This window comes from Anaerolentibacter hominis (assembly GCF_032380675.1).
Classification (GTDB): domain Bacteria; phylum Bacillota; class Clostridia; order Lachnospirales; family Lachnospiraceae; genus Anaerolentibacter; species Anaerolentibacter hominis.
Genome location: NZ_JAWDIX010000001.1, coordinates 770,054 through 788,624, shown reverse-complemented (window position 1 = coordinate 788,624; position 18,571 = coordinate 770,054). Strand labels below are relative to the sequence as shown.

Genomic DNA, 18,571 nt, shown 5'->3' with positions numbered 1-18,571 from the left:
GGCTTCCCCTATCTCAAATCGAATACTTCCTGTGCACATCGCTCTGCAGCATGGCCATCTTCCCAACTACAGAAACGCTCATAAAATATATCATATTTTTCACTATACTGCAATGATATTTCACTGATATTTTTTATGGCATGCACTAATTCGTCCTGAGTAAACAGAAGCGGACCAGGCACATCCTGCTCGATATCAATATAAAAGCCTCTCAGATCATCCCTATATTTTTCCAGATCATACGTATAAAATAAAATCGGCCGCTTTAAATTGGCATAGTCAAAAAATACGGAAGAATAATCTGTAACCAGAAGATCGGAGATCAGGTACAATTCCGAAATATCCTCGTATTTGCTGAGATTAAAGGCAAAATCTTCCAAACCGGTCACATCCAGAGCATCCGCAATAAAGTAATGTGTCCGCAGCAGGAGAACATACTCATCACCCAGCTGTTCCTTTAACCGGTGCAGATCCAGTTTCAGAGCAAACTTATACTGGCCCTTGTCATAATACTCGTCGTCCCGCCAGGTCGGCGCATACAAAATAGTCTTTTTATCCGCCGGTATCCCAAGCTTTTTCCGAAGCCCGGCAGCAAGCTCGTCCCTGTTTTCACTGTGCAGGATATCATTCCTGGGATAGCCGGTCTCCAGCATCTTCTTTTCAAAGCAGAAACACTGACGGAACGTGTCAGAAGAGAACTGGTTAGCCGCAATCAGGTAATCCCAGAGCTGCACCTGTACATAAAACTGGTATTTATAGAGAGGGGATGCCCCTGTCACTTCTTCCTGGTCAAATACCAGCCGTTTTAACGGCGTCCCGTGCCAGGTCTCCAGAAAAATATTTCCCTTGCGCTTCTGGACCCACATGGGCTGCCGCACATTAAAGACAAAGTATTTACATCTGGCCAGATAATAGGCATAGGACAGGCTGAAACGCCGGATGCGCTTATGAGGATAAGGGATCTTGGAATCCCGCCTGTTCAGCACCCAGATGAACTTATATCTGCCCGGATAATTTTTGCTTATATATTCAAATATATACTTCGGGCTGTCCGAATAGCTCTTTCCGAAAAAGCTTTCGCAGAGCACATAATTTTCCTTCAGACTTAATTTGGTGAAATAATGGCGATACAGATATTTATAAATCTCTCTTGGCCGGCTGAGGAAGGTCTTTAACTTCTTACTGCCCAGCCTCAGATTGACCAGCAGGCGCACCCGCTTCCGGTCACCCTTAAGGAGAGCTTTGATGCTTCTCTTCTTATACCCGCCGAGCTCGTCAAATACAGCCTTCGGCATGCCGGATATGATCTCTCTCATTCGGTCAAAGCGCGTGGTATTCCAGGCCGGGTTCTCGCTCCGGCGCATACGTGTTACAAAATAGCCGCAGAAATAATTCACAATCTTCCGGTCGATCCGCATCGCCAGATCCTCATCCGCCGACGCCAGCTCCCTGGCACAGGAATAGGCATTCATGTACTCTTCAAATCGTTCCTCGGATTTTTCCTGTGAAAGTGAGGGGAAATGAACCGGGTCGTTATGCTTTCTCTGGACGTATACGGCTTCCGCATCCCATTCAAACTGCTCTGCGTGTTCGAGTATCTCCAGCACAAAAGAAAGATCGGAATAATACCGGAACTCCTCCCGGAACGTAATATCATTCTCCTCCAGCAGGCTCCGCTTCACCAGAATATTGAGGACTGAGACATCATTGATTCCTTTTCTGTCGGAAAACAGCACATTTCTGGCCTGGCTCCTTCCCCTATCATCCAGGGATACCGACAGGTTTTCGCCGCTCTCGGACTCTTTCAGTACTACAAATTCCTTCTCCGACTCTGCTTCCTGATCATTTTTCTGCGCTTCGTCCTTCCGCAAATTCTCAACAAAAATGTCACGCTTATACCAGGTTTTCTTCTTTATACCATAGACGACCTGAGCCCCGCTCTTCTCTGCGGCCTGTACAAGCCTTGCCAGAGCGTCGTTATATAGATAATCGTCACTGTCCAGGAAATAGATATAGTCTCCCTTCGCAGCCGCCAGGCCCATATTCCGGGCTGCTGCCGCTCCTGTCCCGTCATTCAGATATAGTATCGTAAAAGAAAGAGAGGGGCGGTACGCCGCTGCCGCTTCTTCCACGTCAAATTCTGTCACGTGGTCACAGGCCAGTATTACCTCCATATCGGGTATATTTTGCTCAGCCAGGCTGGTCAGACAATCCCTCAGATAGTACAGGCCCCGCTGCACCGGCACAATAACGCTTACTCTCATAGTTCTTTCCTGCCTTTCTCGTTTTGAGCCCCTTCCAGAATGGAAATCAGCTTCATTTTGTAATTTCTGCCATTCTACCTTTGTATTATACCCACAGCCGCCAGATAATACGTCGGCCGGGTGAAAAACAATCGTTCTTATATAGCAAGGGGCATTCTAAGAAGCTGCCCTCTTAAAACGCCCTCTGTCTGTTCCGTTAAATGCCCTAAGGCATACTGTTATCCTCTCAAGCGGTTTACAGCACTGAAGATAGCCCGGATGGATGCTCTGGTAATGTTCGAGCTGATTCCCACTCCGTAAGTTACCTTGTTCGTCTTTCTGTCATGCATATGGATATAGGCAGCCGCCTGTGCATTGCCGCCGGATGTCATAGCATGTTCGCTGTAATCCAGGACTTCAATATCAATTCCCAGTTCTTTCATCAGGCCGCTCTGCACGGCATCAATCGGTCCGCTTCCGGTGGATTCGAATGTTTTTTCCACACCGTTATCCGTATAGGTCAGGACAACTCTAGTGTCAAACTCATCCGCTGTATCGGTCAGATCCTCCACATAGCATTTTCTGAAATGCAGCGGTTCCTTCCTGTCCAGATATTCGTTCCGGAATTCCTCCATGATCCGCTCCGGAGCTACTTCGCCCTGCTTCTCGGAAATTGCCTGGATAATATCCGCAAATTCTCTGTGCATTCCCTTCGGCAGCTTGAAGCCATAATAAATATCCATGATGAAGGCCACCCCGCCCTTGCCGGACTGGCTGTTGATCCGTACAATCGGTTCGTATTCTCTTCCCACATCCGCCGGGTCGATAGGCAGATACGGCACCTCCCAGTAAGGGAGATTCCTCTCTTTCATTGCCTGTACGCCCTTGTTGATTGCATCCTGATGAGAACCGGAAAATGCGGTAAAGACCAGTTTGCCCGCATAAGGATGCCGTACATGAACCGGAATCTTTGTGCAGCGTTCGCATACTTCTATAATTTCATTTACATTTTCCAGTTTTAAATTCGGGTTAATCCCCTGGGAAAACATATTGTAGGCAATCGTCAGGATATCCACATTACCGGTTCTCTCTCCGTTGCCGAACAATGTTCCCTCAATTCTATCACAGCCTGCCAGCAGGGCTAATTCCGCCGCGGCTACCGCTGTTCCTCTGTCATTATGGGGATGAATGCTTAAGATAATCGCTTCTCTGTTCTCAAAATGCCGGTCCATCCATTCGATCTGATCCGCATACACATTCGGTGTGTTCATCTCTACCGTGGCAGGCAGGTTGATGATGACCGGATTTTCTTTGGTGCCTTCCCATTCCCGCACTACGCTGTCACAGACTTCCAGAGCATAGTCCAGCTCTGTGCCGGTAAAGCTTTCCGGGGAATACTCCAGGAAAATGTTGCCGTCGAACTTGGCGGCTCTCTCTTTCACCATACGTGTACCGTCAACAGCAATCTGCTTGATTTCTTCCTTATCCATATGGAATACAACATCCCTCTGCAGCGTGGAAGTAGAATTATAGATATGTACAATGACATTTTTAATTCCCTGAATCGCCTCAAAGGTGCGGTCGATCAGATGCTCACGGCACTGAACCAGAACCTGTACCTTCACATCATCCGGAATCATATTCCGATCCACCAGCTGTCTTAAGAAATCATATTCAATCTGGGAAGCCGCCGGGAAACCGATCTCAATCTCCTTAAAGCCCATATCCACAAGCATCTGGAAAAATTCCATCTTTTCCTGCACTACCATAGGTTCGATCAGCGCCTGGTTGCCGTCTCTTAAATCCACACTGCACCAAACCGGCGCTGCGGTAATCTCATGATCCGGCCATTGCCTGTCCGGATAATTAAGTACCGGAACTCTGCGATATCTTTTATAATTAAGCATAAATTCTCCTCCATTATTCAACCATAGTTATTTGATCATTTTGTGATATACTTTTGTTAAAACTTTGTCATATTTATCCAGAACTGTATAAACCTCCCTGACATCAAGAGTTTTACAGCAAATGGCTCACTCCGCCGCCTCAGGAGCCAGCAGGCCTGTATCAATCAGATGAATCAGAGAGGCCAGCGCCTCCTCCTCGTCTGCTCCCTCACAGATCAGCTGAATCTCATCTCCGCCCCTGACACAGGTGCTCAGCACACTGATCACACTCTTCGCGTTCCCGGTTCTGTTTTCCTTTTTAATGCGGATCAGACACTCAAATTTCAGTGCCTCTTTACATAAGTTGCCCGCTGGTTTTAAATGCAGGCCCTCTTCGTTTTGTATCTTTACCTTTGCGCTCACCATAATGCGTTCCCTCTTTCAAGTTCAAGTACGCCTCGGCGTACTTGCTGCGAGCCGCACGTCATGCTTTGCATGACATAATACATCTGTGCGGCTCTGCAATCCGCCGGAGGCTTTATCTTGGAAGGAGACTGGGCTCCCACCATGACGAATTTGTTATTTACTCACCACCTATAGTGGGGGAAGTCTTATCTACTTCCAAGATAAACTGGTACCGGTGGATGATCCGATACCAGTTCGCTTTTCTCTTCTGTCAGAATGTATGAAATTATTCGCCTTCTTCCCCGCTGTCCGGCTCTTCTTCCTTATCCTTTAAAAGAACCTGAACCGTAGAGGAATCCAGCACTGTCACCTTGTCCGGCGTTGAATACTTCAAATCTACAGCATGCTCGCCCGCCTCCATATCGGCCAAATCCAGATAGGGGGCAAAGTCGGCAAAGGTCAGCTGTGAAATATCTTCCTCCATGCCCAGCACCGTAATATAAAACGCCTCATTATTTACGTAGGAAAAATCAAGATTGGTCGGCAGATTCTTAAGGGTCACATTATCCTTCGCTATCTCAATCTGCTGGGTAACCATCTTTACAATCTTAACCGTGATCGTGATCACAGTGTTCGAATCTACCAGATGCACTTTCTCCGGCAGAAAATCAACCGGGTTCAGCGAGGCGTCCACATCCACCGAAGCCCCGGATATATTCACTGTCATGGTCAAAGAATCCAGATTTTCCAGATTCTTGGCCTCACCCGTCACCTCAATCACCTTAGGCTCGTACAAAATATCGGAAATGCCAAACCCGTACGCCGGATCTCCCACCGGCTTGATATAAAGATTTACAACCTTTGTGGGATATACCCGTACAGAGACCGTCACTTCGGTGGCGCTGAAGGAAAGCTTGCTTGTATCCATCAGGGAACCTTCCGCGTCGTAGGCTTTCGGGCTCAGAGAAACCTGATAGTCTTCCGTGGCATTGATCTGACTCAGATTAAGGCTCACTTTCAGCTTATCAATCTTATCCACGATCGTCTTAGCTCCGGTGACCTGGATAAATCCAGGCTGAACCTTGGGCTCACCGACGCTGTAGCCATCCGGAGGCGTTCCCTGAAGGTCTACCGTCACAGGCAGCTGTTTCATAATGATATCGTCGATGGATATCTTCATATATTCATAACTCTTGGAAACAATCGTCACATTACTTCTGGTCGTGGTAATGGTTATCGGCACAATATTATTGTACAGCAGACTGAAATCGGCAGTCGCTGTAAAATCAGAGGGCGAAATTCCATTCAGCACGCTCCTCCGGCCGGAAACCTGCAGATCCACAGTCGCACCTTCCAGCACGCTGTATGTCTTATCCGAACCGATCACCCGCTCATTCAGAATAGTCACCGGCACATTGGATATCGGCGTGGATCTGACCGGATCGTCCAGGTCAATAATAATAAACCATACAACTACGGCGAGCACCAAAGACAGAAGTTTGATGCCTAAATTCTTAGTCAGCTTTTTTCCCATCTTTCTGCCTTCCTCTCCATAATTTAATTCTTCTGCTCTCCACAATCCTTCCCTGTGCCTGTTTCAACCTCTCTTTCAGATAATCGCTGTCCACATTTGTCTTCAGCACCCCTCCGGAAGCTACTGATATCCGGCCGGTTTCCTCAGACACCACAATAACCAGGCTGTCGGTCACCTCACTGAGTCCCACGGCAGCTCTGTGCCTGGTACCCAGAGCCTTGCTTAACTCCATATTATCCGACAAGGGCAGATAGCATGTAGCGGCCACAATCCGGTCCTGCCGCAGAATAACTGCTCCGTCGTGCAGGGGTGTATTGTGCTCAAATATATTAATCAGCAGCTGGCTGCTGATAATGGAATCCAGCTTGATTCCCGTCCGCTCATATTCATTCAGCGGAGTCTCCTGCTCCATAACGATCAGAGCGCCTGTCTTTACCTTGGCCATCTCTCCCACGGCACGGACAATCTCTGTTACCGAACGGTTAGAGAACTTCTCCGCCTTTTTCTTATCTTCATCCAGGGAGAGCAGCCCGGACAGAGGGTTCTTTCGTCCCAGCTGATCCAGAGCCTTCCGAAGCTCCGGCTGGAACACAATTACCGCACCGATGGCCACCACATTAATGGAGTTCTTAAAAATCCACATAATAACGTGGAACCGCAGAACTGCAGCCACCGCTAAAAAGATCAGAATCACAATGACTCCTTTTAACAAGAGCCAGGCCTGTGTCTTCCTGATCCAGAGGATAATATGGTAGATTGCGAACGCCAGAATAATCATCTCCAGAATATCCGTAATCTCAATACCCTGTCTGGCAACCTTCTCCAATACGGTTTGTATCGTCGCTTTTGCCGCTTCCATCCTTATCCTCCTTTCTTTTATTCCCTATTGTATGCCGGCTGCTGCCGCGCAGCGCCGTTTCTAAATTCAAGTACGCCTCGGCGTACTTGCTGCGAGCCGCACGTCATGCTTTGCATGACATAATACATCTGTGCGGCTCTGCAATCCGCCGGAGACTTTATCTTGGAAGGAGACTGGGCTCCCACCATGACGAATTTGTTATTTACTCACCACCTATAAAGGTGGGAGTCTTATCTACTTCCATGATAAATCATCGTCATCATCAATATTTGCAAAACTTTTTAAGAACTCTTCCTCCGGATCTTCCGATGGCTCGGACGGCCTTCCCGGCCTTTTTTTCTCCACCTTCCGGTTTCTGGAAGTCCTGGAGTCACTGAAATGCTTTACGCTCTTCTCCGGCTCTGTCACAAAGATCTTGGGCACCGCCTTCACGTAGTAATAATAATCCTCATCCTCAAACTGAGTTATCTCTGTTCTCGTATAATCCAGGGTGAACCGGAAAAATTGTACGCACAGTGTGATAAAACCACTGAGCAGCGTCAGCAAAAGCATGCTGAAAATCTGTCCGGACACGCCTGTCTTCAGATCAGCAATCAGAAAACCGATAATCATAACAAGGGTTCCTGCACCGATGGAAATCTCAAATGAGTAATTAATCTTGGTCCTGCGGATAATGTACATAATCACGATAACCGCTGCAAACACCAGAATTGAATACAGCATTGTCTTATTTCCAATTAGGTTATCCATAACAAGGCGATATAATGTAAGCGCATCCTCCATTGAAGTTCCCGTTGTGGAAAGCGCCACCGTTTTTAATACATTAAACAGGAAATACACCACGGTTCCGCATACAACCGGCATAATAGAAAGCGGTCCTGCAAAAATGCCCAGCAGCAGAGGGATCAGATAGGGGAGCTTAAATACAAACATTACAGGGACAAGAAGCATCACCAAACCCTGCTCCGGCGTAAAACGTGCAAATAGAAAATAAACAACAAAGATAACAAACACGGCGATCACAAATAAAATCTTGGACGCCATGAAAATATGTATCAGAGAAAGTGCCGCCATGAGAAGAACCAGGATCGACGGCGGAACCAACGCTCCAATCACGGATACGCCCAGAACAATCGGAAGCCTGGTTAGCTTGGTAAAGTAGCCGATGTTCTTGTTCATCACCAGCAGGATAACCAGGGTGATCAGAAACTTACAGACCGGCACAATAAACCTTCCATAGGACTGATAAAGCCGTTTCATTTTTTCTCTCAGTTCATATAATACCATCATATCAGATATATCCCCCTGTTATCTTCCCTGCTTCTCTTCATTCTCATAGAAACTTTCCAGCTCTTTCAGATTGTGATAATAGCCTGCAAGTCTCTTCCGGGATTTTTCATACCGCACTGCCTGGATCAGAACCGTAATAAATAGGTAGAGCAGCAGACCTACTATATAAATAGCCGCCGCGTAAGTGATAAACAGTGTGTAATCAAGGCCTATTGCATTCTCAATCAGATATTCTGTGTTATACAGCGCCAGCATAACCGCCACAAACAGATACCCCAGCGTATAGGCAACCACCGACTTCATAATCTGCAGACGGATAAAGTCCATCCGATAATAGCGGCCCAGCTTAATATCGTTCCGGCCGTTCCTCTGTTCATATGAGGCCAGCTTTGTCATTATTTTGATCTTTCTATTGTTCAGCATATGTATCCTCCTATGGCCAATAGCCGGCAGGCCGGACTACTCCCTACTGTCTGACGCAAATATACTGATTTATTATATCATAAAAAATTTCTGATTTCAACGATAGGAAAGGGGAGGTGCCATTCCGCGCACTTCCCCTTTTTCTGCAGCCGTTTTCCCACTCAATGAGAACGGCTTATCGTAATTTTCATATTGTTCCTGCGGTCTCTCACTACCTCATTAATGACAGTGACAGCCCTCTCCGCCCTCTTCGTGATCATGATGGTGGTCACAGTTCGCCGGAGCCGGCTTCAGGCTGCCGTCCAGATAATGGGCAAAGGCAACATCCACGCTGCCGGAAGCACCCGGAATTACCGTGATGCCTGCATTTCCAAGGACTTCAATCGCTCCCTGTCCGATTCCCCCGCAGATCAGAACGTTAACCCCGCTTTCAGCCAGCAGTCCGCCCAGCTCTTCATGGCCTTTTCCATCGCAGGACAGGACATCTTTCCCCATCAGGACACCGTCCTCCAGGGTGTAAAGGGTAAACTGCTCCGTCTTGCCGAAATGCTGAAATACCTTTCCGTTCTCATCGGTTGTCACGGCAATCCTGGTTGCGGCTGTCTCTTTCACAACTACCTTCTTCTCATACTGTTCCAGGTAAGAAGCAGCTCCGTCCAGCCAGTCCCCTTCCAACGTTTCCACCTCTTCCAGATCTATCGCGGCGGAAATAGCCGGGTCCAGAGGCAGCCGCCCCAGAACCTGCAGGTTAAACTTCTCTGCGGTCTCATAGATATGGCTCTCGCCGAACACATTGATCTTCTCGCCGCAGCTGCCGCACTGTACATAGCTGTAGTTCTCGATCAGCCCGATGACCGGAATATCCATCATCTCTGCCATTGCCACAGCTTTCGCCACAATCATGGATACCAGTTCCTGGGGGGATGTGACAATGATGATACCATCCACCGGCAGCGACTGGAATACGGTCAGAGGCACATCACCGGTTCCCGGAGGCATGTCTACAAACATATAGTCTACATCGCCCCAGACCACATCGGTCCAGAACTGTTTTACCGCATTGGCAATCATAGCCCCGCGCCATACTACAGGTGTCTCCTCCGTCTCCAGAAGCATATTAGCCGACATAATGCGGACACCCTTTCTGCTCACAGCCGGGAAGATTCCCATATCGCTGCCCTGTGCCTTCTCGTGAACTCCAAAAGCCTTGGGAATGGAAGGACCGGTAATATCCGCATCCAGAATAGCCGTGCTGTATCCCTTCCGGTTCATCAGCACAGAAAGATAGGAGGTGACAAAGGATTTGCCGACTCCCCCCTTACCGCTGACAATACCAATTACCTTCTTCACATTGCTGTGTTCGTTCATGGGCGCGCTGAAATCCGGTGTGCCGTTTTGCCCGGTACCGCAGCCATTCTCAGAACAATTACTTGAACAATCACTCATTTTACTCTCTCCTTTTTATCTTTAAGCTCATTGGCCCTCTCGTTGCGTCTCCCTGCAGTCCAGCAAACACTTACAGCTTATTGCAGCAAACGCTTTCTTCTTATTGCAGCAAACGCTTACAGCTATTGAATCATACTCTTACAGCTTTTTGTAACCAAAAAGCCACCCGTGATAATCGGATGGCCGCAGATGCCAAAACTGCAGGAACAGGCTTAATCAGCCTGTCTCAAGAAAATTATACGGCCTGAAAAAATGATTGTCAACCCTGGCCCCGGCAAGTCCCCTGCCACGTGGGAATCCAGGAAAACTAATCTGTGAATTCGCCAAAAAGCTATTGTCACAATTTCGGACCTATGCTATAATTTTGTCTGTTATGTCTTAAGATAAATCGGAGGAATACTTGTGATAGAGAAGTTAAAGGAACTGGTTGCCCTGGGTCAGAAGAACAAGGGCATACTGGAAGTTGAGAAGATAAATGAACTGTTTAAAGACAGCAATCTGGACGCTTCCCAGATTGATAAGATCTATGAATATCTGGAAGCCAATAATATAGTGGTTCTGGACCTGAACGAGACAGATGAGCTGGAGCCTACCGACGATGCGCTCCTTGAGATCAGTCAGGAGGATCTGCTTTATGAAGAGGTTCCTGAGACTGCCATGTCGGATGACCCGGTAAAATTATATCTGAAAGAAATCGGAAGTTTTCCGCTTCTTACGACCGAGGAGGAGATAGATCTGTCCAAACGGATTGAGGACGGAGATGAGATGGCAAAAACCAGACTTACCGAATCCAACCTTCGTCTGGTGGTCAGTATCGCCAAACGGTATGTGGGCAGGGGACTCTCCTTTCTGGATCTGATACAGGAGGGAAATCTGGGTCTGATCAAGGCCGTGGATAAATTTGATTACAAGAAAGGTTACAAGTTCAGTACATATGCCACCTGGTGGATTCGTCAGGCGATCACGCGCTCCATTGCGGATCAGTCCAGAACGATCCGTATTCCGGTTCATATGTCAGAAGTGATTAATAAGACGTACCGTGTTTCACGTACTCTGCTTCAGGAATTAGGCCGTGAGCCTACCGAGCAGGAACTGGCTGACGCCATGAATGTTCCGATTGATAAAGTAAGAGAGATTCTGAAAGTATCTGCCGATCCTATCTCGCTGGACACTCCCATCGGCGAGGAGGATGACAGTCATTTAGGAGATTTTATTAAGGATGAGTCCATTTTAGGGCCGGAAGACGCGGCAACCTATTCCGTTCTTCAGGATCAGATCCGTACTCTCCTGGATACACTGACCGAACGGGAGCAGCGGGTGTTAGTCCTTCGTTTTGGCCTCCAGGACGGCCGTATGAGGACGCTGGAGGAAGTAGGCAGGGAATTTAACGTAACCAGAGAGCGAATCCGTCAGATCGAAGCCAAGGCGCTCCGCAAGCTGCGACATCCCAGCCGGGCCAAGATGCTGCGTGGGTTTGATGTACTTTAATCGCGTCAATGAGTAAAAGCCGTTTCACTGCGAAACGGCTTTAATTTACAAAATACGATCCAGCTCATCCTTATAATGCAGCCTGATTCCCTCTTCCAGTTTTTTATATTCCGGAATATATTTGATTAAAATCCTCTGAACAAGTTCTTTGGCGGCTGCCCCATTGTAAATATGTGTCATATCATTTCTGTCTTTCAGCATGGAAATCCACATTTGTTCCTCCACGAAATCATATACCGCATATAAACTTATTAAAAATCCCGCTGATTACAAATTCATTATCCAGATTTTCGTCACAGGCTTTGGAGAGTATCTTTAACTTCGAAACATAATGGTCAAATTTTTTCATATATTACAATCCCGTCCTTTCTAATGGATTCTAACAGCTCTTCCTGAACGTTACTATTCAGATCTATGACGTCATACATTAATAAGGTTGATGTCTTCTCGTCCACATCCAGAGCAAAATTTATAAAGTCTCCGCCCTGAACTGCCAGATCAATATCACTTGCCCTGCCATAATCACCTCTTGCCCGTGATCCGAACAAAATTACTCGATCCACCTGATAGTTTCGGGCCAATTCTTTAATTTCCTCTATTACATCCGGATTAATCCCAGTTTCATTCATATTTATACCCATGCCTTTCCCGTTTTGGGTTCCTCCCAAAATGGGAATAGGCCCAAATACATACGGTTGAAAGATTTCTTTCAACCTTTTCTCCCCGTAAATGCAGCTTTTAAACCTATTATACCTGCATCTCCTTTCATTTACAATCCAAGCTTTCCTCCGCCGCTTGCACAGCCAGGACAAGAAAAGGAACGCCTTAACAGGACGTTCCTTTTCTGTATATCATCCATTTATGATTGCTCTATTTTCTGCCGCTGCGCTCTACTTTTTCTTTTTCACATACAGAACCAGCTTCTGATCCGGATAGATCAGATCCGGGTTATCTGTAGGGTTCCATTTCAGCAGATTTTTCAGGGTTACATTGTATCGCCGGGCAATCTTTAATAAATAATCCCCTTTCTTTACAATATAATAAGTCTTTTGTGTCTTCACTTCCGGTTTTACGGCTTTATCCGGTTTTTCCTGTACCTTCTTATCCTTATAGACGATCGTGATATGGTTCAGATTGTCGGTTGCAACCGTGATTGTATTCTTCTGCTTATCAGTATCCTTTAAGAAGACGGCCTTCTGGTTTTCATCAACGGCTACAATGCCGTAAGAATCGTGGCCCCGCAGCTTCTTCGGTATGGTAATCACCATCGTCCGCTTGCTGCCAAGTTTAAGAATACGATGCTCCTCTTCCCCGATTTTTACCGTTCCGGTGATGCTGTAATAAGCTCCCGGTTTATAGCTTCCCGCCTTCTTTATAATTGCCTTTTTAAGAGCAGACTTGGGCTTTTTCTGTTCCTTTGCAGTGACCGTGAGAGACGCATCACTTCCCTCCGTTACCTTCTTCTGTTCTTCCTCATTCAGATAGTCCTCCTTGACGGCATCCAGCTTTCGAATCAGGCCGCCCTTTAACAGGATCTCCGTCTTTCCCTCTTCCGGTTTCGGAACCGGTACTGCCGGTATATAGCTGCCGCCGGAATTCGTATTCCGGGCGGGTGTGTACAGGATTGCATAGGTGGAATAGAGGCTGGTCTCAAACACTAATTCATTTCCGATTACATCAGCGTTTATCATACGCGGTTCACCGCCGTGCACTCCGACAACCCGGTAATTGCTGCCGCCCTGCATGGAGGCTGGCAGATGAAGCCGTATCCGGGTAGTCTTCGGCGTATGGGCGATCGGTTCGGATGAGGCCACGGCCCCGTCCACCTTCACATTCTTAATCAGGGAAATATCCATAATCAGTCCCAGGCTCAGATCTGCCTCTGTTGCTTTGTTTAATTCGTCCAGCGTATTATTAATATGTGTAACGTCATCTGTGATTGTCTGGTCATTCTCCTCTTTATCCGTCACCGTCAGGACTACTTCAATCTCTACATTCTTGCCGTCCCCCACAGATTCTATATTCTCACTGGAGGCAGCCAGAGCCGCAATTTCTTTTAAGGCTTCTGTGTCAGTCGTTACGCCGAGACTGGTCCCGGAAGCATCCACCCGGGCGGTTAAAACAGCCAGTCTTCCCACCAGAGCACCCAGTTTATCCAGAACTGCATAGTCTGTCATTCCTGCTTCCTCCGGGGTCAGCGCATGGTACTTATCCTGAGCATTTTTAATCTCATCCAGATGGCTGAGCACAGCATTATCATCCATCGAATCCGGCAGATTGCTCTGGTTCTTTACATAATCCTCAAACTCTTTTACCTTTGTGGTCTTATCGGCTTCAATTTTCTCCAGGTCCCGCATATCCGCCGCATTCATCACGCCGTCAGCAATAGTAATATTCTCTTTCAAATATACCTTCTCCGGGGTCCCCGAGGCAGTCGGCACCTCCACTGCCACTTTATAGTCACCAGAGGTGGGGACATCCGTGAGTTTATATTCCAGTTCGTAGGAGCCGTCTGGATTTATCTTTGATTCTGCAATCACGGTGCCGTCGTTTGTTTCAAGAGTTATAGTGGCTCCCGCAGCCGGCCTGTTGTTGCCCTGGGTGGATACCGAACCTTCTATGTGGATAACAGGAGAACCCACCTGATCCACATCTGTCTGATTCGGCCCGGACGGTGTTACCACAATGGTAATTTCCTCTTTCAGCACCTGGTGTTCACCGTCTTTTTCCCAGACTACCTTCCCTTCGTATGTGCCTGCGGGAAGTTTCGTCTCATAGTTGCCGCTTCCGTCGATGGGTACTTTGTATGTAGTTCCATCTTTATCTGTCAATTCAAGTATGGCGCCCTTTGCCGATGTGCCGCCTTCATAGCTTACGTGCCCGCCGGCACTGTAGACAGGCTGTTTTGCCTGATCGGTGCTGGCTTTTTCACCATTGATGTCAGCCCCTGCCACTTCCAGCTCAGCCGTGTAGACGATCTGGTCAGGCTGCGCTGTTACCGTCAGCTCATAGGAGCCGTCAAAGACCTGTTCGATCCGGTAAGCGCCATTCTCGTCTGTCACCGCCTGATACCGTCCGCCGGTGCCGATCAGGGTCACCACCGCATCCGCCACCGGATTGCCCGCCGTATCCACGATCACACCGCTGATCAGATAGGCAGGCGGCAGGAAAAGATATGGATAGCCCTGATTTACGCCGCTTACTGACCGGTTCCAGGTGAGCAGCCTGTCGGATGCCGCTGCATTCTGATTCATGGTTTCTGTAAACTCCGCACTCTTCATCGCATCTTCTGATAAGGATACTGCCGACGGGTCCGTCTGACTGGAATACTGATATCCCACCTGACGTTCCGCGGTGCCGGTCAGGTAATAATTTGTCCCGTCCATATTAAAATATGTCGTATAGCCTGCTATTCCTCCCGCGTAAACCGTTCCCGTCCCGGAGGTGGTTATTGGCCCTGCATTGTATGTATTATACATAGATGTGCCATCCGTCGTCACAAGGGCATTTCCCGACAGACCTCCGGCATATTTTGTATTTGCATCTCCAAGCGCTGCGATCTCCCCGATATTATAGGAGTTATCAATCGTATTTGCCGTTTCAAATCGCAGATATCCGCCGATTCCGCCGCAATATTCATAGTTTCCTGCACCGGTTCCGCTTATTGCACCGGTATTGTAGCTGTTTGTAACGGCCTCCGATCCATTGGAATAGCCAATCAGGCCGCCGGTATATAGATACTTCGCTGCCTCATCTGCCGTTATATCTCCGGTATTATAACATTTCTCTGTGGCTCCCATAGATGAGACATAGCCAATCAGACCGCCGATTCCGGTGTTCCCGGCAATGTTATTAGCAGACATAGCTCCGCTGTTGCCACAGTCCCTCAAATTTCCAGCCTCTGCTGCCGTACCAAGCAAACCGCCCGCTGTACCGCTGACTATGGAGTAGGTTACTCCCGTAAGGGATACATCTCCCCGGTTATTGCAGCTGATGAAGTCCCCGATCTTATTCTTGCCATATCCGATCAGACCCCCGGCTGCGCCCTGGGTTTTTGCGGATGTTGTATCCCCGCTCACCTGGATTTTCCCGGAATTGCTGCAGTTTTCCACATTCCCGGACATAGTTTCAACATAGCCTGCCAGACCGCCCGCATAGCTTTTCAGCTTTGCACCGCGGACACCGATCTCACCCATATTGGAGCTGTTTTTTATCGTTCCAAAATCCAGAGCCAGATTGCCGGCTACGCCTCCGGCATAGGCATTTGCTGCAACCTCTCCTACCATCACGCTGCCATAGTTTTTGCAGTCCGAAATCAGACTGATATATCTGCCTCTTCCCAGTATACCACCTGCATCTGCTCCCGCGGAACTGGACGTGCTGCTGTGTCCGCTTGATACAATATCGCCGCGGTTGGTACAGGCGATTATTTCTGCTCCCACTTCTGCCGCGGATGAAGCCGAATATTCAATATAGCCTGTAATACCGCCCACAGCCACGGTAGAACTTGTATTTGTATTCTTTTGTTCGATATTCCCGCTGTTTTCACAGGACTCAATCCGAAGCTTAGACACCGCCGTTCGATTGGTTATTCCACCAATGATTCCGCCGGTATAGCTTGATGATGCTCCGCCTTCATTGATCAGCTTCCCTTCGTTTCGGCAATTTTCAATGACAAAGTCGGATTTAGCACCACTTGTCTTTCCAATCAATCCTCCCAGCGTTCCTCCCGCAGAGACAGTGATATCTGCTTTATTTGCACTGGAATTCATTGTAGTCAGCTCAGAGACCTGACCTCCCAGGCCGCCCACTGCCGCACCCTTCTGCGCGGTCAGCCATCCTTCATTTTCACAGTCTTCGATAACTGTAGGGCCAGAACTGTACCCAAATATTCCGCCCATATAGGCGGAAATTAAAGTTCCATCTTTTCCGCTGCTTTCGATGGCCGCCTTGTTGGAGCAGTTCGCAAACTGTATGCTGCCATTCATAACATACCCGATCAGGCCGCCGGCATAATCGGTTCCTGAAGCAATCTCAGAATTGTTTATCTTAACCCTATCTGTTGTGTGACAGTTCTCTATCACAAAATCGTCGATCGCCCCATATCCATTCATGTCACCTGCCAGCGCACCGGTATGGCGGGCCTTGTTGCCATCCCCGGCAAAGACAAACTGGCTGTCATCTATCGCAAGGTTCTTGATGGATATCTTTGTTTCCTTACCGGAAATATAACCGAAAAGTCCGGCGCTTTTCAGGGTGTTATCGGTCACCTTAAGGCCGCTCACCGTATAATTATTCCCCTGCACCGACCCGCAGAAGGGATTAGCGCTGGTCCCGATAGGCACCCATTCGGTCTGCTCAGAAACTGCAATAGAATCCATCAGCTTAATCAGCTTATTCTTATAGTTTTCTTCCCCGGTATTCACCTTCCGGGCAATTTCCCGCAGATCGGCTTCCGTCCAAACCTCTATGACTTCATCATAAAGATCCTCCTCCGATTCCTCCGGGGCAAACCAATCCCCCAGGGATGGATAACCGTCACCCGCACTGTTAAGGGTCCAGCCCCTGTAAATCTGAGCTTCTTTTGTCAAGCCCTCCGCAAGATAATATAGATTCAGCCTGTGATTCAGAAGGCCTGCCAGAGAAGAAGGTTCCTCTGCTGGCCCGGTCATCGCCTCATAGGAGAGTGCAGTACCCATTCCGGACATTGTCTTGCCGCCCTGGGGCAGTGAAATCTGCTCTGCCTGGAAATAACAGTCTTTCTCTCCTGCCTGCGGATCACCCTCTGAATAAAATCCTACGATGCCGCCCGCATAGATTGAACTTGCTCCGCTGCCGCCGGAACCGCTGGCCGATACCATTCCCTCATGATAGCAGGTCTGCAGCCTGGTCCTCGTCAGCCCGGATGTGATGCCGCCTGCAAACGCACCGCCGATAACCATGACGCCCTCCGGAACCTGGGCGCTGACCGTGCCCCTGTGCCAGCAGTTTTCAATCTTCATCTCAAGATTTCCTGTAACATATTTTGTTGTTCCCGTAATACCGCCTGCCTCAGCGCTGCAGTATGGATCGGTCATAACCTCTGCCGATACATCCGCTCTGGCCCAGGAATTGGTAATCTTGCTTCCCAGTTCGATGCAGCCCGTGATCCCTCCGGCATTCGCAATATATTCTGTCGTATTGCTATCCTCTGCATAGGACTGCACTGCCTGTACCGTTCCTGTAAAAGATACATCATTGATCACCGTCTGCCGTGCATATCCGACGATACCCCCGGCATACAGATCATTGGCGGAAGAAACGGTCAGGGATATGGTTCCCGCCGCCTGCACCTGGTTAATCTGCGCTCCATCTGTATAACCGAACAGTCCGGCATAGGCTCCCCCGTTTTCCTTTGCCTCAATCTTCACACCGGCGATTGTGCCGTTATTTCCGCAGAACGTCCCTTTAAAAGGATGTTCCCTGGTTCCGATGGGCGTCCATTCCTTTCCGGCCAGATTCAGGGAACCGGCTAATTGCACCGTCTTGCCTGCAAAGCTGTCGGTTCCTGTATTTACCTGCTGTGCCAGCCAGGCCAGCCCAGCTTCATTTTTAATCGTTACATCGCTTCCATTTTCAGAATAATCCGTTTCCGGACCTGCACTCACTCCGATCCAGTTTTCAGGTTCCGGCAGTTCCGACGCATCCGCCGTCTTTCCCCCATAAAAGCTTGACGCAGTTACCGCCAGTACAAGCAGCAATGCCAGGAACCGTTGTCTCATACCCTGCCGCAGCAGAGGTACCTTCCTTTTCATTCGTTCCATTTTAAATACCTCCCGTATGTCAACTAGATTATGAGGACATTATAATTGACATTATTCGGAATAATCTTACGTCCACTTTTAATGCGTCGTTCTACACTCATATTACACGCCGGCTTATTGAACAAAGTGGGCAAGCCCGCTTCCGCTCTCTTCAATTTTTCCTATGTAATAAACGAAAGAGGCCTGTCCATCGC

12 protein-coding genes are annotated in these 18,571 nt (G+C 48.3%); 1 reads left to right on the top strand and 11 read right to left on the bottom strand.

Features of this window, described 5'->3' with window-relative positions:
- Positions 1-8: 8 nt before the first annotated feature.
- The 8 genes from ABCW47_RS03490 to ABCW47_RS15115 all read right to left on the bottom strand — a co-directional run bounded on the left by ABCW47_RS03490 (position 9) and on the right by ABCW47_RS15115 (position 10,086).
- On the bottom strand, positions 9-2,264 hold the full coding sequence (locus ABCW47_RS03490; protein ID WP_343208473.1) for a bifunctional glycosyltransferase/CDP-glycerol:glycerophosphate glycerophosphotransferase: 2,256 nt from the start codon (positions 2,262-2,264) through the stop codon (positions 9-11).
- A gap of 218 nt (positions 2,265-2,482) precedes the next feature.
- A complete protein-coding gene (leuA, locus tag ABCW47_RS03485) occupies positions 2,483-4,150 on the bottom strand; it encodes a 2-isopropylmalate synthase (RefSeq protein WP_343208472.1) in 1,668 nt (555 codons plus the stop codon).
- 126 nt (positions 4,151-4,276) lie between these two features.
- A complete protein-coding gene (locus ABCW47_RS03480; protein ID WP_343208471.1) occupies positions 4,277-4,555 on the bottom strand; it encodes an HPr family phosphocarrier protein in 279 nt (92 codons plus the stop codon).
- A gap of 265 nt (positions 4,556-4,820) precedes the next feature.
- Positions 4,821-6,068, bottom strand: coding sequence for a CdaR family protein (locus ABCW47_RS03475; protein WP_343208470.1), 1,248 nt, complete (start codon positions 6,066-6,068; stop codon positions 4,821-4,823).
- Positions 6,049-6,927 (bottom strand): diadenylate cyclase CdaA, encoded by an 879-nt coding sequence (gene cdaA, locus ABCW47_RS03470; RefSeq protein ID WP_343208469.1) that lies wholly within the window; start codon positions 6,925-6,927, stop codon positions 6,049-6,051. The genes ABCW47_RS03475 and cdaA overlap by 20 nt, the downstream gene beginning before the upstream one ends.
- A gap of 234 nt (positions 6,928-7,161) precedes the next feature.
- Entirely contained in the window at positions 7,162-8,217 is a 1,056-nt protein-coding gene (locus ABCW47_RS03465; protein WP_343208468.1) for a hypothetical protein, read from the bottom strand.
- Between the two features lie 18 nt (positions 8,218-8,235).
- Positions 8,236-8,640, bottom strand: a complete 405-nt coding sequence (locus tag ABCW47_RS03460; protein ID WP_343208467.1) for a hypothetical protein — start codon at positions 8,638-8,640, stop codon at positions 8,236-8,238.
- Positions 8,641-8,859: 219 nt separating this feature from the next.
- Complete coding sequence (locus ABCW47_RS15115; protein WP_425516049.1) at positions 8,860-10,086, bottom strand: P-loop NTPase; 1,227 nt, start codon at positions 10,084-10,086, stop codon at positions 8,860-8,862.
- Between the two features lie 402 nt (positions 10,087-10,488).
- On the opposite strand from ABCW47_RS15115, the gene rpoD reads away from it, so the two are divergent.
- Complete coding sequence (rpoD, locus tag ABCW47_RS03445) at positions 10,489-11,574, top strand: RNA polymerase sigma factor RpoD (RefSeq protein WP_343208466.1); 1,086 nt, start codon at positions 10,489-10,491, stop codon at positions 11,572-11,574.
- Positions 11,575-11,619: 45 nt separating this feature from the next.
- Here the strand turns inward: rpoD and ABCW47_RS03440 are convergent, their stop codons facing one another.
- The 3 genes from ABCW47_RS03440 to ABCW47_RS03430 form a co-directional block, all read right to left on the bottom strand.
- On the bottom strand, positions 11,620-11,787 hold the full coding sequence (locus tag ABCW47_RS03440; protein ID WP_343208465.1) for a nucleotidyltransferase substrate binding protein: 168 nt from the start codon (positions 11,785-11,787) through the stop codon (positions 11,620-11,622).
- Positions 11,788-11,909: 122 nt separating this feature from the next.
- Positions 11,910-12,215 (bottom strand): nucleotidyltransferase family protein, encoded by a 306-nt coding sequence (locus ABCW47_RS03435; protein WP_343209582.1) that lies wholly within the window; start codon positions 12,213-12,215, stop codon positions 11,910-11,912.
- 249 nt (positions 12,216-12,464) lie between these two features.
- A complete protein-coding gene (locus ABCW47_RS03430; RefSeq protein ID WP_343208464.1) occupies positions 12,465-18,377 on the bottom strand; it encodes a carboxypeptidase regulatory-like domain-containing protein in 5,913 nt (1,970 codons plus the stop codon).
- Between the last annotated feature and the right edge of the window lie 194 nt (positions 18,378-18,571).

Bases quoted from the DNA above. Each gene is read 5' to 3' on its own strand.
- ABCW47_RS03490 (WP_343208473.1), bottom strand. From the start codon at position 2,264: ATGAGAGTAAGCGTTATTGTGCCGGTGCAGCGGGGCCTGTACTATCTG.
- leuA (WP_343208472.1), bottom strand. From the start codon at position 4,150: ATGCTTAATTATAAAAGATATCGCAGAGTTCCGGTACTTAATTATCCG.
- ABCW47_RS03480 (WP_343208471.1), bottom strand. From the start codon at position 4,555: ATGGTGAGCGCAAAGGTAAAGATACAAAACGAAGAGGGCCTGCATTTA.
- ABCW47_RS03475 (WP_343208470.1), bottom strand. From the start codon at position 6,068: ATGGGAAAAAAGCTGACTAAGAATTTAGGCATCAAACTTCTGTCTTTG.
- cdaA (WP_343208469.1), bottom strand. From the start codon at position 6,927: ATGGAAGCGGCAAAAGCGACGATACAAACCGTATTGGAGAAGGTTGCC.
- ABCW47_RS03465 (WP_343208468.1), bottom strand. From the start codon at position 8,217: ATGATGGTATTATATGAACTGAGAGAAAAAATGAAACGGCTTTATCAG.
- ABCW47_RS03460 (WP_343208467.1), bottom strand. From the start codon at position 8,640: ATGCTGAACAATAGAAAGATCAAAATAATGACAAAGCTGGCCTCATAT.
- ABCW47_RS15115 (WP_425516049.1), bottom strand. From the start codon at position 10,086: ATGAGTGATTGTTCAAGTAATTGTTCTGAGAATGGCTGCGGTACCGGG.
- ABCW47_RS03440 (WP_343208465.1), bottom strand. From the start codon at position 11,787: ATGTGGATTTCCATGCTGAAAGACAGAAATGATATGACACATATTTAC.
- ABCW47_RS03435 (WP_343209582.1), bottom strand. From the start codon at position 12,215: ATGGGTATAAATATGAATGAAACTGGGATTAATCCGGATGTAATAGAG.
- ABCW47_RS03430 (WP_343208464.1), bottom strand. From the start codon at position 18,377: ATGGAACGAATGAAAAGGAAGGTACCTCTGCTGCGGCAGGGTATGAGA.